The following is a 14,325-nucleotide window of genomic DNA, read 5'->3' as shown; positions in this document are numbered from 1 at the left end:
TTCCCCTAGTAATCCGAATAAAGCCGCACCGGCGTCGGCGTGACGAGCCAGCTGCGCTCCGCGCGTGCGTCGAATGCATAGCGCAGGTACACGAGCGCCGAACTTGGCGCATAGTCGTGCGACCGGTCGACGTGCAGTTGCGCGCCGACGCTCAGGTGCGGATTCACGCGATATTCGACGATGCCGTTCACGCCGTACGAGAACGACACGCCGCGTGTCGAACTGCCCGCGTAGACGAACCCCGCCGCCTCCTGCGCGGCGCGCTGGTTCGCGAAGGTCGGGTAGAACAGCGAATCCTTTTCGTAGCTGTTCGAGATCCCGCCCGTGACGGTCAGGTCCCACGACAGCGCGTCGCGCCGCCCTGCCCATTCGATCGGCACGCCGAGCGACAGGTAACGCTGCGGGCTGTAATAGCCGCCCTGTCCGTAGGTGTAGTAACGCAGGTTCTGCGCGTAGTGCCACGCATTGCCGACGAGCCCCGTGCTCACCTTCATCGTCGCGCGCTCGTATACGGGCACCGTGAAGCCCGAGCGCAGCGTCACTTCCGCGTTGCGCTCGACGTTGCGGCCGGACAGCACGCCCGCGCCGAGTTCGGCGAACAGGTTCACGCGGCCGACGTCGACCGACCCGCGCAGGTTCACGCCATCGCGACGCACGCCGCCCCATACCGCGCCCGACCACGGGTCGCGCATCCCCGCGTACGACAGCACGCTGCTCGTCTCCGGCCGGCGCGACGCGTTCACGCTGAAGCTCGCCGGCCCCGCGTCGAAGCGATAGCGCACGCCGCCGACCAGGTAATGCACCGGGAAGCCGAGCGGCGACGTGCCGAGATCGACGCGCCATGCATCCGTGCGATAGCCGGCGCCGAGCGCGACGCCCGTCATCGACTGATGCAACGCACCCGGCGGGTTCGCGATCAACACATCGGCCGGCCGGGTCAGATGGAACGGCGGCGGCAGCCCGTTCAGCGCCTTGAGCGCCGCGTAAGTCCCGAAGGTCTTCAGCGAATACGCGTTCGGGTCGCTCGTATCGAGCGTGCCGGCGTCCAGATGCACGGTGTCGAGCTGCAGGAACGCATGCCCGTCGTAGCGCACCGGCAGCTGCATGTAGATCGGCACCTGCTGCGCGCGGTACGCGGAAATCCCCTCGTCGCCCGACTTGTACGCGGGCAGCCAGCCGATCTCGATCTCGGGATCGCGCCGCTGTGCGAGATCCGCGAATGCGGCCTGCGCGGGCGTGCGGCCGTCGCGGCCCGGGCTCACGCCGCTCGTGCGCTCCTGCGACAGCGACAGCCGGTACAGCGATGCGGCATCGTCATAGCGACCCTGCGCCTCGGCCACGCGCCCCGCCGCGACCGTCACGTCGGCACGCGCCGGGTATGCGGCCTGCAGCGGGTCGATCACCTGTGCGGCTTCGTCCGGGCGGCGCAGCGCGTTCAGGCGGCGCACGACCGACAGCCGCGTGTCGACGTCGTCGTCCGGCGTGCGCGCGAGCACCGCCTGCACGCGTGCGAGCGCGGCCGCGCGGTGGCCGCCGTCCTCGTCGATGCGCGCGAGCGCGAGCTGCGTATCGGCATCGTCCGGCGTGCGCGCGACGACCGGCGCGAGCGCATCGCGTGCCGCGTCGTAATGGCCCTGCGCGCGTTCGAGGTCGGCCAGTTCAAGTGCGTAGCGCTTGTCCGCGCGTCCCGCCGGACTCGCCTGCTCGAGCAGCGTGCGGGCGCGCGCATAGTCGCGTTGCGCGATCGCATCGTCCGTCCGCCGCAGAACGAGCCGCAGCGACTGGTCCTCGATCCGCGCGGTCTGTGCCGGCGTCAACGCCGGCTCGCGGCGCAGCGCGTCGAGCCACGCGGCGAGCGCGTCGTCGCGCCCCGCGCTGCCGAGCAGGTCGCCGTAGCGCAGCCGCACGTCGGGATCGGCCTCGTGCGGATGCGCGGCGATCCAGTCGCGCAGCGGCGCGAGGCCGCGCTCGGGTTCGCCCGCGTCGATCCACTGCGCGCCGATCGCGGCCAGCATGTCGGGATCGTCCGGCGCGCTCGCCTGCGCATGTGCGAGCGACGCGGCGAAGGCCGCACGATCGCCACGGCCGAGCGCGCCGCGCGCGCCGGCCAGCGAACTTTCCGCGTCGAGCTTGCGCGCGAGCGCACGCATGCCGTCCGAGCGTTGCGCGTCATCGACGCCCGCAAGCGCGGCCTGGGCGCCCGCGATGTCGTCGAGCGAGTTGCGATACAGCGCGGTCGCATAGCGCATCTCGGGCGTGCCGCTTTGCGCGAGCCCGTCGTCCATCACCGTGCGGCCGAGCTGCGGCAGCCCCATGTCGCGATACAACCGGGCGAGCGCGAAACGCGTCCACGGCGCATCGGGCGCCGCGCGCACCGCCGCTTCGTAGCGTTGCGCGGCTGGCCCGCGTTCGCCCTTGTCCGCAAGCGCGCGGGCCTCGCTCGCGAGCAGGTCGGCGCGCAAGCCGTCGAGCGCGCGGCGGTCGTCGCGGCCCGTCACGCGGCTCTGCAGCGCGTCGAGCAGCGGGCCGATTCGATCCGCGCGGCCGGTGTTCTCGTACAGCGTCGCCGTGCCGCGCACCGCCGACAGATTCGGCGAACGTGCGGCGAGCAACTCGCGCAGCAACGGCTCCGCGCGCGCCCAGTCGCGCTGCGCGAGCAGCGCATCGGCAAGCTGCAGCTTCGCGTCCGGGCTGTCGGGCTGCATCGCGAGCGCGGCGCGCGCCGCGCGCTCGGCATCCTGCGGCCGTCCGGCCGACGCCGCCGCGCGCCCCTGCGCGATCAGCCCCCAGAACTGCGCGGTGCGTGCGAGGCTCTGCCATTTGCCGCGCTGGTCGGTCGACAGCGCCGCGGCGCGCGTAAACAGCGCGCGCGCTTCGTCGTGCCGGCCTTCGCGCAGACGCAGCAGGCCGAGCCCGCCGACCGCATCGGCGTCGCCCGCACGCGCCTGCGCGGCGCGCGCGAGCAGCGGATCGGCGCCGGCCAGGTCGCCGCGCGCAAGCGCCTGCAAGCCACGCTGTTGCGCGATGTAGCCCGGATCGCGCTCAAGCAGCCGCTGCGCGTCGCGCTGCCGGTCGAGTGCGGCGACGCGATCGCGGAATTCGGTGTCGTCCGGCACGAGCGCGAGATATGCATGCAATGCGTCGAGATACGCGGGATCGGTGCCGGCGGACTGCAGCACGCGCCGCCACACGGCCATCGCTTCCGTATGATCGGCGTCGCCCCGCTTCGCGAGCGACCACGCGATGCGGTTGGCCTCCGCACGCGTGTCGTCGCGCTGGTTCAGGAGCCGCGCGAGCGCCAGCGCCGCGCTCGAATCCTGTGGGTCGGCCGCGACCGCGCGGCGCAGCGCGGCGATCGCCGGTTCGCGGCCGCCCGGCGCGTTCGCGACGATCTGGTAGTACTCGGCGCCCAGCGCACCAGACGGCGCACCGTTCGGAAACAGCGCGACGATCCGCCGGGCCGCCTCGTCGGCGCGGCCGCTGCGCGCGAGCAGGCGGATCTGCGCCATCTCGCCGCGGCCGCTCGTCGCGACGCGGTATTCGTCGGCCGCGCGGCGCGTGTCGGGCGCCGCGGGCGCGCGCGCCTGCAGGCGCGCCAGCGTGGCCTGCGCACCTTGCGCGTCGCCGATCCGCAGCAGCACGCGCACCTGTTCCGCGAGCAGTTCGGGATTGTCCGGCGCGATCAGGAGCCCCTTGCGCAGTGCGTCCCGCGCGAGGTCGTCGCGATGCTTGGCGCCCCACATGCGGGCGGTCGCGAGCTGAAGCCGCGCATCGGACGCAGCGGTCGAAGCCGGCGCCGACGCGGCTTTCGGCGCGACGGGTTTCGTCGCCGCGACGGCAACGGCGGCCGGCACCCCCGCAGAGACCGACGACGCGAGCCACGCAAGCCCCGCGACACGCCGCGCGGTGGACTTCATCGGCCTGCGCATGACGGGCCCTCCCAGCGCGCATCGAGCGACCCGTCCGCGCCGAACCGGTAGCGGCCATCGCGCCATCCGAGGCCGAACAGCGTCAGCACGCTCGTGTAGTAGCCGGGCGCCGACTGGCGCGCGAGCGCGTCGACACGGGCCACCTGGGCATCGGCGAGCGCATGCTGGCCGCGCGCGTCGAGGAACGGCACGGCCGCCGCCGAGAAGCCGCCATTGCCGTCGTTCGGCCCCGCGACGCCGGTTGTCGTGTCGACCTTCTCCGGCGGCGCGCCATGCGCGGCGATGTGATCGGCGAACGGCGCGAAGCGCGCGAGCAGCGGTGCCGCGAGCGGATCGGCGCGATCGAGCATGCCGGCCCACAAATACACGCGAATCGCGTTGTAGGCGCTTTCCGCGTGGGTCTGCGGATCGGGCGCGAAGCCGGCACCGGCGCGATACAACGCCCAGTCCGGCGCAAAGCCCTTCGGTGCGGTGTCGAGCAGCACGCGGCCGGTGCTGGCCGCGAGCGCGGACCAGCGGCGATCGTCCGGCAGGCGTGCGGCGAGCCCGCGGATCACCTGCGGCGGCGAATAGCTCGGGTTCACGCGCCATCGCCCGTCGGCCAGCCTGAAGCCGGTCGGCCCGGGCAGCAGCGTGAGGCCGAGGTCCGGCACGCTGGCCGTCTCGTCGTCGAGCACGCGCTTCGCGAGCAGCGCGCCGCGCGCGGTGTAGCTGCGCTCGTGCCACAGCCGTCCGGCTTCGACGAGCGTGTACGCGATCCACAGGTCGGCATCCGACGCCGCGTTCGCGTCGAGCACGCGCCACGCGCCGTCCGGCGCGCGGCCCCACAGCCACGCCGGCAGACGGGCGCTCAGGTCGCCCTGTGCAAGGTTGTTCTCGGTCCATGCGAGGATCGTGTCGAACGTGTGCCGGTCGTTCGCGACGAGCGCGAAGAACAGTCCATACGCCTGCCCCTCCGATACCGTGCGCGAATCCGCCGAGCCGACGTCGATCACCCGGCCGTCGGCCGACACGAAATCGCGCTTGAACGCGTCCCAGCGCGGCCACACCGCGCCGCACCGCTCGTCGGCCGCGCCGCTTTGCGCGGCCTGCGCGCGCCCGGCGGCGCCGGTCGCCGCGCACGCAGCCGCGACGGCCAGCACGAGCGTCGTGCCGACCCGCCGCGCCGGCTGCGTTGCCCGTCGCCTTGCGAATGCCCACGCCATCCGTTACATCCCCCGTCGGCGCGCGGCGATTCTCTGCAGCACGCTGAACACGCCGAGCGCGAGCAGCAGCCCCGCGACGACGCCGACCACGCCGAGCACCACCGGGTGCTGCGCCGCGTGCGTCCAGACGCGCGCGTACCACGGCACGAAGCCGACCACGTAAGGCTCGCCGACGCGCAGGCTGTCGACCTGCCCCGGCCGCACCAGCGCGAGGTCGCCCTGCAGCTGTGACACGAGGCCCGGCTTCTCGAACACGTCGAGCAGGTCGGCAAGACGCGTCTGGTCGGTGGCCGTCAGCGCCACGACGCTGCGGCCATGGCTGCCCGGCAGCTCGAACCCGGCCAGCGCCGCGAGCGAGCCCGTCTGTTCGATATGCGCGCCGCCGTCGGCCATGCCGATGCCGTTGCGCCAGCGCTCCTTCACCGAAAACGCGACACGCGTCGCGCCCGTGCCGGCCTGCTGGTCGATCGACAGCGGCAACGCCGCGCGCCAGTGCGACAGCAGCGGCGACGCGGGCGAGCCGTCGATCACGAGCAGGTCCTTGCGGCCCGCGAGCGCGGCGACGTCGCCGGGTCGCGCGACCTGCACGCGCAGCGCCGGGAAGCCGGTCCACTGCCCCATGTGGCCGAGCATCGTCAGGTAGGCTTCCAGTTCCTGCGGCGACGGCCGGTCCGGCATCACGACCGCCGTCTGCGACAGGTCGGCGAAGCGCGTGAACGGGAAACCGCTGTTCGCGAAGAACGCCAGGTTCGGCAATTGCGCGTAATGGACGAAGTGCGAGAAGTCGATCGTCGAATCCGGATCGATCGCCGCGCGCTGCGGCTCGGTCGCGGTGCTCGAGCAGAGCCCCGTCTTCTGCGAATCGAGCGTGAAGCGGAACTGCAGCTGGTTGCCGCTGCCGACGCGGAACGCCGGGATGTCGACATCGCTCGTCACGCGCCCTTCCGGCACCGACAGCAGCGGCAGTTGCATGCGCCCGCGCGCGTCTTCCGCGTGGGCCGGCCCGAGCCGGTACGACTTCACGAGTTGTTCGTTGATCTCGACGGCGAGCGTCGAGTTGTCCTGCACGGTCGGCGCCGTGTAGCGGTAGCGCAGCGTGATCGGCACGCCCGAGCCGTTCCACGAATGCAGATCGGCCGGCACGCGCAGGTTCAGCCGGATCGCGTCGGGCGACGTGCCGCGCACTTCGAGTTCGCGCGGATCCGACACCAATTCGCGGAACGCGATCGGCCGGTTCACCGGCAGCCAGCGCGGTGCGTCGTACGGCTTGCGCGGCGCGCCGAGATCCACGTGCGCGACCGTCGCTGCCGGGCCGGACAGCGCCGCGCGGCCGAGCACGAGCGCCGCGACCGCGTCGTCGACCTCGGCGGCCGTGCGGCCCGTCACGACCAGCAGCTTGCGGCCCGGCGCGGCCGGGTTGTCGGCGACGGCGAGCAACGGCCCGTTGACCGACGGCAGCGCGAGGCCGGCCGGCAACGTCGCGGCCGTGCCGACCACCACCGCCTGGTCGTCGGCCGGGAGCGTCGCTGCAACCGGGAAGCGCGCCTGCCGGTAGTCGGCCTGCGCACCGAACCACGACGCGAGCACGCCGGCGCTGCGCAGCGTCGCCGAGTCGGGCGACGCTGGCAGCACGAACGGCAGCCGCAGGAGCCCGTTGTCACGCCGGTCGAAGAACGGCGCGGGCAAGAGCGCGAGATCGTTCGGCAAGCGCACCGGCGACTCGTCGAGGATCAGTTCGCTCGTCGGGCTCACGTCGGCCCACAGCGCCGAGCTCGACGGATCCTCGCAGTGGTCGAGTGTGTAATGCGCGATCAGGCGCAGGCCGATCTGGTTGAAATCGGAGAAGTAGCGCGGATCGATCGGGATGTCCTGCGTGACCGTGCGGCCCGCGCGCGTCGCGTCGAACGGGACGGTCGCGACCACCTCGCCGTTCATCGACACCTTCAGGTGCGACATTGGGAAGACCAGCGACGGCGAATACGCGTAGGTCAGGCGCAGCCGCGCGCCGGTGACCACGCGGTCGAGCCGCACGCCCGCATTGATCGTGCGCGCGTCGTCGGCGCCGCGCAGGTGGACCGGATCGAACGCGCCGAGCGACGCGAACGGCAGGTGTACGGTCGTCGCGGGCAGGCCGGCGGACGCCGCGCTGGCGGCGCTCGGCATGGCCGCGAGCGGCGGCACGGCCGCGCCGCTGGCGGGCACCGGCACGGCCTGACTGCCGGCTGACGCCGAAGCGGCCGCAGCCGGCATGGGCGCGGCCGCCAGCGCGGCCGCATGGAACGCGCCGAACGTGGCGACCGACAGGACGAACAGCGACGCGGCCGGCTTCATGCGCGGCCCCGCATCGTCACGATCGTCCGGTCATCAAGCGCGCCGCAACCGACGCGCGCAAAGCAGCTATGCCCGTGAGTGCACATCCCCACTGCTTCCCCTCAAAGTCTGGCCTGAATGCATTTATCGAAACAACGCGGCGAATCATTTCGCTGCCGACTCGTCGGACAGCGCGCACCTGGCACCGGCGCTCGCACATTCGTCACACTATCTCAAAATCAAGACAAAACTCGCCCTGATTCGTGCTGACGAAGCGAAAAACAACTCAATCCGGTCGGAAATGCTGCGCGTCGCGATGGAATGGCAAGAGTTACACCGTTGCTGCCGGCCGGACCGACCGGCATACTCCCGGCGCTGCCGAACCGACGGCCCGGCGCCCCGGGAAACCGGCCGGATGCCGGCGGCGGCCCGTTGCGGGCCGCCCGGAACGCGCTGCCGCGTGAGCGGCGCGTATGCTACCGCAAGCTCGGGCCGCGCGCTGTGCTTTCTTCCTGGAAAACTGACTTGGATCAAATCGTCGACACCGCCACTCCGTCCCCCGACACGCTGCTGCGCATCATCGCCGCGCAAACCGAGATCGCGAAACTCGGCCTCGACCTCGGCAGTGTGATGGCTTACGTGACCGAGCAGGTGCCGCAGCTCACGGGCGCGAGCGGCGCGGCGGTCGAATTCGCCGAAGGCGACGACATGGTGTACCGCGCCGCGTCAGGCTCCGCCGCCGGGATGCTCGGGCTGCGGCTGCGCCGCTCGGGCAGCCTGTCCGGCCTGTGCGTGACGCGCGGCGAACTGCTGCACTGCAAGGATTCGGAATCCGACCCGCGCGTCGACCGCGATGCGTGCCGCCGCGTGGGGCTGCGCTCGATGCTGGTGATGCCGCTCACCCATGCGGACACGACGGTCGGCGTGCTGAAGGTGATGTCGCCGGACCTCGACGGTTTTTCGGCCGCCGATGCCGGGACGCTGCGGCTCACGGCCGACCTGATCGCCGCCGCGATGTTCCATGCGGCGCGCAACGAGGCCAACGAGTTGTACCTGCGCGCGACGCACGACGCGCTCACCGGCCTGCCGAACCGCGCGCTGTTCTACGACCGCCTGCGCCAGTCGATGCATACGGCGCTGCGCGCGAACGGCCGGCTCGGCATCCTCAACATCGACATGGACGGGCTCAAGCCGATCAACGACGACTACGGCCACCGCGCGGGCGACGCCGCGCTGCGTGCGATCGCCACGCGGATGCAGCGCGCCGTGCGGCGCTCGGACACGGTCGCGCGCGTGGGCGGCGACGAGTTCGCGGTGATCCTGCCGGACATCGGCAGCCGCGACGACGTCGATGCGCAACGCGCACGGCTCGCCCGGCAGGTCGGCGAGCCGTTCGAATTCGAGGGGCATCCGCTGCGGCTCGGCGTCAGTGTCGGCGTCGCGATACTGCCTGACGACGGCACCGACATGAACGCGCTGATCGAGCACGCGGACCAGGCGATGTACGCGGTGAAGCGCACGCGGACGCAGCGGGCGGCGCACGCATGACCCGCTTGGCCACCGCGAGCCGCGGCCGTCCGGGCCGGTCACGGATGGCTGACCAACCCGCGCGGGCGTCAAGCGCACTGCGCGCGCCGGGCGAGCGGCCGCGGCCGCGCGCCTCTCACGCGAAGAACGCGAAGTCCGGCAGGTCGAGCTCGTCGACGACGTGCGCGACGCGCGCAGAATGTTCGTGGCCGCGATGCAGCAGCACGATCGCACCACGGCAGCGCGGACCCGTCGCGGGCCCGTGACGATAGAGCGGCGTTTCGCCATCGCGCGTGATGAAGTCGGCCTCGCGGGCCGCGCTTGCGTTCATGCGGTCTCGCTCGTTTCGTTATTCGAATCATGCGGCGGCGCCCTCCGGCGCCGGTCCCACTACCGCCGTCAGCCGCCCGCTTCGGCGATCCCGGCCTGCACGCGCCGCACCACCGTCACGATCGACAGCACGATCAGCACGCGCCACAGCCACGCGGCGAGGCTGCCGACCGGCAGACCGAAACCGATCCACAGCGCGAACGCGCCGAGCGCGAGCGCGCGGTCGCTCTTGCCGAACGGGCCGTCGTAGCGGCGGGTCGCGCCGGCAAGCGGGCCGATCAGCCCCGCGCATTCGACGATGACCGCCGTCAGCGCGAACAGCCAGACGTCCGCCGCAGCGAACGCGGGAATCGCGAGAAACGGCAGCACGAGCGCGACGTCGGACACGACGTCGCCGAGCTCGTTCAGGTACGCACCGAGCGTGCTCTTCTGCCCGTGCTCGCGGGCAAGCATGCCGTCGATCGCGTTGAGCGCCATCCGCACGAACAGCCAGATCGGGATCAGCAGGAACAGCACGCGAGCGAACACGCCAAGCCCCGCGAGCGCGCCGACGACGATCGAGCCGCCGGCCGCGAACAGCGTGACCTGGTTGGCCGTGACGCCGCGTTCGGCAAGCGAATCCGCGAACGGACGCAGACGATTCTGGAATTTCGGTTTGAGTGCGTAGAGGCTCATCGTTTTATTGGTTCTTTGCGTTCGGACACGTTTGCGGCCCGGCCCCGGGCAGCGCACCCGTCGGCGGCGGCTTTCGACAGGTGGGCGTAATCGTCGCCGAGCGGTCCCCACGCGTCAAGCCGCACCCCGCTCCGTGCCACGCCGGGCAATCTGGCGTTTTCGACGGAAACTCGCGATAATCCGCTGGCCCGCGAGCGCAGCAATTCATTCGAACTGTGGCCGGGCGCGCGTGCAACAGCCGATTATCACGCCGTCGAACGGCGAATTCGCCGCGACGCAATACCCGCCGGTGCATCGTCCGATTATCGCGGCCCTGCAACAGGCAGCCACGAATTTGAAAAAACTTAAACAAGGGCCGACCGGCGCGCATCCTGCCGCACCGGCATTCCGGGATTCCGCCCGCCGCGCATGCGCGGCCGCGCGGGCATGCATGCAGGAGGCGCGGCGCCGATGAACATCCTGAACGTCTGGCAGCGCGATTTCCTGCTGTCGATCGTGCGGCTCGTCGCCGGCGCGTATCCGGTCTGGCATCAGGCGCCGCCTTCCCCGACGCAGAAGATCTACTTCTCGAACCATACGAGCCACATCGACACGCTCGCGATCCTCGCCGCGCTGCCGCGCGACGTGCGCGCGGTCGTGCGGCCCGTCGCCGCGCGCGACTACTGGGACAGCAGCAACGTGAAGCGTCACATCGCGCAGAAGCTGCTGAATGTCGTGCTGATCGACCGTCACCGCGAAAGCGGCGGCGACCCGCTGGACCCGGTGCGCGATGCACTACGGCAAGGCCACTCGATCATCATCTTTCCGGAAGGCACGCGCGGCGCCGAAGTCTTGCCGCAGCCGTTCAAGAGCGGCCTGTTCCATCTCGCGACCGAGTTTGCGGAGGTCGCGCTCGCGCCGGTCTATCTCGAGAACCTGCAACGCATCATGCCGAAGGGCGCGATCTGGCCCGTGCCGCTGATCTGCAAGGTGCACTTCGGTGCGAACGAGGCGCTCGGCGCCGGCGAAGACAAGCCGACCTTCCTCGCCCGCATGCGCGACGCGATCGTCGCGCTCGCGCCGCCGCAGCGGCCGGCCGGCTGAACGCGGCGCCCCTCTCTCTCCCTTTTCCGGACCTCTCCATGCGAACTCTCTTCTGGGAACTGGTCGCAGGCGTCACCGGCGTGCTGGTGCTCGCGACCGTGATCGGCGCGATCCTCGGCGCGCGCAGCGGCGGCACCAGCGCGACCATCGTCAACCTGAACCAGCGCATCCGCGCGTGGTGGGCGATGATCGCGATCATGGTCATCGCGATCAGCCTCGGCAACAACGTCACGTATCTGGTGTTCGCGCTGCTGTCGTACCTGACGCTGCGCGAATTCATCACGCTCACGCCGACGACCGCAAGCGACCACACGACGCTCTTCATCGCGTTCTTCATCGCGATTCCGGTGCAGTACCTGCTGCTCGGGATCAACTGGTACGGGATGTATTCGATCTTCGTGCCGGTGCACCTGTTCTTCGCGATGTCGCTGGTGTCGGCACTCACGCAGGACACGCGGGAATTCCTGAGCCGCAACGCGAAGATCAACTGGGCGCTGATGGTGTGCGTGTACGGGTTGAGCCATGCGCCCGCCGTGCTGATCCTCGACATCCCGCGCTACGCCGGGCAGAACGCGCTGCTGCTGTTCTTCTTCCTGTTCGTCGTGCAGATCAGCGACGTGCTGCAATACGTCGTCGGCAAGTTGTTCGGACGCCGCAAGATCGCGCCGCAGCTGTCGCCGTCGAAGACGATCGAGGGCTTCATCGGCGGCGGGCTGCTGGCCACGCTGTGCGGTGCATCGCTGTATCGCGTGACGCCGTTCAGCTTCGGCGCGGCGTTCGGGATCTCGCTCGCGATCGTGATCGCGGGCTTCGTCGGCGGGCTGGTGCTGTCGGCCGTGAAACGCTCGCTCGGCACCAAGGACTGGGGCTCGATGATCGCGGGCCATGGCGGGATGCTCGATCGCGTCGATTCGATCTGCTTCGCCGCGCCGGTGTTCTTCCACCTCGTGCGCTACGCGTACGTGTGATGCGCGGGCGGCGCCACGCCGCCCGGTTCCGGTTACTGCACGCTCGATCTCGCGCACGACGTCGTCGACGCCGCGCTGGACGCGGCCGGCTGCCCGCCCGACGCCTACTTTGCGGCCGGATCGACGTGCAGCGATTCGCCGATCGCATAAAAGTTGCCGCCCGCGATGTAGTGCAGGCTGCGCAGCGCCGGATCGGCCGATTCGAAATACCAGTGCCCGTCGCGGAACACCCGCGTGTCGGACCACGCCGCGACCACCTCCCCGATGAACAGGTCGTAGGTCTGCTGGTTGTGCGGCTCGGGAACCAGCCTGCACGCGAGCCAGCCCGAGCAGCCGGCGACGAACGGCAGGTCGTGGCCTTCGACGTCGAACAGCGTGACGCCCGCCTCGCGCAGCTTGTCCGGCCGCTCCGCGAGACTGTGGCTGCCCACCGCATGCGTGAGCTGCAGCTGCGCGGCCGTCGGCACCTGGATGACGAACGTCCCGCTACGCTCGACCAGCTCGCGCGTCTTCGCCGACTTGTCGAGCACGACCGTCAGCTTCGGCGGCAGGAAGTCGAGCGCGCAGGCCCATGCGGCGGCCATCACGTTGTCGACGCCGTCATGACGGGCCGACACGAGCACGGTCGGGCCATGGTTGAGAAGACGGTAGGCTTTCTTCAGCTCCACCGGAGCGATGTGAGTGTCCATGCGGGTTCCCTGGTGAGCGGCACGACGCGTGCCGGCCGAAGGCCGCATTCTCGCACCCGATGCCAATTGCCGCTGACGGCGAGCGCGCCGCATCACGCTCGCGCGATGCGCGCCATAACACACCCCGGTCTGCATCACGCGATTCAATTCATTAAATAATCAATTGATGAATCGACGACGAATGCGTCGCCATCGAAATTCGACCGAAAATCACGCGGAATTATCACGAATCCGGCAATGCACCAATCGCCCCACCCTGAAATTCAGATCGATTGATGCACAGTTCTCAATAATGTGAATCTCTCAATGGACCTTGCCGCAGCACGTGCATGTCTGCTTTACGTCACATCGAAGAATTTCATTTTTGCCGTTCGTCGGCGGCTCGGTAGTCTCCTGCCCATCCGGTTCAAGCAAGCCAATCGCAAGGAGATGAAATGAAACGCACGACCCTCTCGCTGATTTCGCTCGCATCGTTCGCGGCGATGCCCGCCGCGCATGCGCAGTCGAGCGTCACGCTGTACGGCGTGATCGACACGTCGATCACGTACGTGAATCACGCGCAGGGTAAGGACAATGCATGGATGCTCGGCAACAGCAGCGCGGGCAATCTTGCTGGCAGCCGCTGGGGCGTGAAGGGCACCGAGGATCTCGGCGGCGGGCTGAAGGCGCTATTCCAGCTCGAGAGCGGCTTCGACCCGAGCAGCGGCCGGCAGGGCCAGGGCGGCCGCCTGTTCGGCCGGCAGGCGTTCGTCGGGCTGTCGAGCGACCGCTACGGCACACTCACGTTCGGCCGCCAGTACGATCCGCTCGTCGACCTCGTGCAGGGCATCACCGCCGACAACTATCTCGGCAGCGTGTTCGCGACGCCGGGCGACGTCGACAACTACGACAACAGCTTCCGCGTCGACAACGCGGTGAAGTACACGTCGGCCGTGTATTCGGGCCTGCAGTTCTCGGCGATGTACTCGTTCGGAGGCATCGCCGGCAGCACCGGCGCCGCGCAGTCGTATTCGGCTGCCGTGTCGTACAACAATGGCCCGTTCAGCGTCGCGGGCGGCTACTTCCACGCGACCAACAGCCCCGCGTCGAACGGGCTGCGCAACGGCTGGACCAGCTCGTCGGACGGCACCTTCGACGGCCCGATCAACACCGGCTATGCGAGCGCGCACTCGATCGGCATCGCCCGCATCGCGGGCCAGTACGTCGCCGGCCCGTTCACGTTCGGCCTCGGCTACAGCAACGCGCAGTACCGCCGCGACGCGAGCTCGGTGTTCAACTCGAACGAGCACTACAACACCGGCCAGGGCTTCGTGAACTACCAGGCGACCAATTCGCTGCTCGTCGGCGTCGGCTACAGCTATACGCGCTCGGGCGGCGATACGTCGGCGACCTATCACCAGGTGTCGGCCGGCGCGGACTACAACCTGTCGAAGCGCACGGACGTGTACCTGACCGCCGCGTACCAGCACGCGAGCGGCCAGACGGGCGACGGCAACGGCGGGGCGATGGCCGCGCAGGCGTCGATCGGTTCGTACGGCTATGCGGGCACCAGCTCGCAGACGATGGTCAACCTGGGCCTGCGTCACCGCTTCTGATCGACGATGGCCGG

10 protein-coding genes and 1 pseudogene are annotated in these 14,325 nt (G+C 70.1%); 5 read left to right on the top strand and 6 right to left on the bottom strand.

Annotated elements, in window-relative coordinates; translation table 11 throughout:
- Window positions 1-5 precede the first annotated feature (5 nt).
- The 3 genes from BTE28158_RS04525 to bcsB are packed head-to-tail and all read right to left on the bottom strand — an operon-like array spanning window position 6 to window position 7,465.
- Window positions 6-3,929: a cellulose synthase subunit BcsC-related outer membrane protein gene (locus BTE28158_RS04525; RefSeq protein ID WP_174919709.1), complete on the bottom strand. Its 3,924-nt coding sequence runs from the start codon at window positions 3,927-3,929 to the stop codon at window positions 6-8.
- Window positions 3,914-5,134 carry a cellulose synthase complex periplasmic endoglucanase BcsZ gene (bcsZ, locus tag BTE28158_RS04520; protein WP_174919707.1) on the bottom strand — a complete coding sequence of 407 codons (1,221 nt, stop codon included), beginning with the start codon at window positions 5,132-5,134 and terminating at the stop codon, window positions 3,914-3,916. The genes BTE28158_RS04525 and bcsZ overlap by 16 nt, the downstream gene beginning before the upstream one ends.
- A 3-nt stretch (window positions 5,135-5,137) precedes the next feature.
- Window positions 5,138-7,465, bottom strand: a complete 2,328-nt coding sequence (gene bcsB / locus BTE28158_RS04515) for a cellulose biosynthesis cyclic di-GMP-binding regulatory protein BcsB (RefSeq protein WP_174919705.1) — start codon at window positions 7,463-7,465, stop codon at window positions 5,138-5,140.
- Between the two features lie 504 nt (window positions 7,466-7,969).
- On the opposite strand from bcsB, the gene BTE28158_RS04510 reads away from it, so the two are divergent.
- Complete coding sequence (locus BTE28158_RS04510; protein ID WP_151052047.1) at window positions 7,970-8,992, top strand: sensor domain-containing diguanylate cyclase; 1,023 nt, start codon at window positions 7,970-7,972, stop codon at window positions 8,990-8,992.
- Window positions 8,993-9,029: 37 nt separating this feature from the next.
- Here BTE28158_RS04510 and BTE28158_RS32380 read toward each other — a convergent pair.
- A pseudogene (locus BTE28158_RS32380) lies at window positions 9,030-9,302 on the bottom strand (serine aminopeptidase domain-containing protein); the annotation flags it as partial.
- Between the two features lie 68 nt (window positions 9,303-9,370).
- Window positions 9,371-9,976, bottom strand: coding sequence for a CDP-alcohol phosphatidyltransferase family protein (locus BTE28158_RS04500; RefSeq protein WP_124903658.1), 606 nt, complete (start codon window positions 9,974-9,976; stop codon window positions 9,371-9,373).
- 229 nt (window positions 9,977-10,205) lie between these two features.
- Between BTE28158_RS04500 and BTE28158_RS32375 the strand changes: the two genes are divergently transcribed.
- The 3 genes from BTE28158_RS32375 to BTE28158_RS04485 are packed head-to-tail and all read left to right on the top strand — an operon-like array spanning window position 10,206 to window position 12,027.
- The gene (locus BTE28158_RS32375) at window positions 10,206-10,430 is read left to right on the top strand and encodes a hypothetical protein (protein ID WP_239007135.1); all 225 of its coding nucleotides are present in this window, start codon (window positions 10,206-10,208) and stop codon (window positions 10,428-10,430) included.
- Window positions 10,427-11,059, top strand: a complete 633-nt coding sequence (locus tag BTE28158_RS04490) for a lysophospholipid acyltransferase family protein (RefSeq protein WP_151052043.1) — start codon at window positions 10,427-10,429, stop codon at window positions 11,057-11,059. The genes BTE28158_RS32375 and BTE28158_RS04490 overlap by 4 nt, the downstream gene beginning before the upstream one ends.
- Before the next feature lie 38 nt (window positions 11,060-11,097).
- On the top strand, window positions 11,098-12,027 hold the full coding sequence (locus tag BTE28158_RS04485; protein ID WP_124626602.1) for a phosphatidate cytidylyltransferase: 930 nt from the start codon (window positions 11,098-11,100) through the stop codon (window positions 12,025-12,027).
- Between the two features lie 104 nt (window positions 12,028-12,131).
- On the opposite strand, the gene BTE28158_RS04480 is transcribed toward BTE28158_RS04485, so the two are convergent.
- Window positions 12,132-12,716, bottom strand: a complete 585-nt coding sequence (locus BTE28158_RS04480) for a flavin reductase family protein (RefSeq protein WP_151052041.1) — start codon at window positions 12,714-12,716, stop codon at window positions 12,132-12,134.
- A gap of 434 nt (window positions 12,717-13,150) precedes the next feature.
- On the opposite strand from BTE28158_RS04480, the gene BTE28158_RS04475 reads away from it, so the two are divergent.
- The gene (locus BTE28158_RS04475; protein ID WP_124626604.1) at window positions 13,151-14,311 is read left to right on the top strand and encodes a porin; all 1,161 of its coding nucleotides are present in this window, start codon (window positions 13,151-13,153) and stop codon (window positions 14,309-14,311) included.
- Window positions 14,312-14,325 lie beyond the last annotated feature (14 nt).

Source organism: Burkholderia diffusa (assembly GCF_902499115.1).
GTDB lineage: Bacteria > Pseudomonadota > Gammaproteobacteria > Burkholderiales > Burkholderiaceae > Burkholderia > Burkholderia diffusa.
This window is presented reverse-complemented; position numbering and strand designations above follow the sequence as displayed.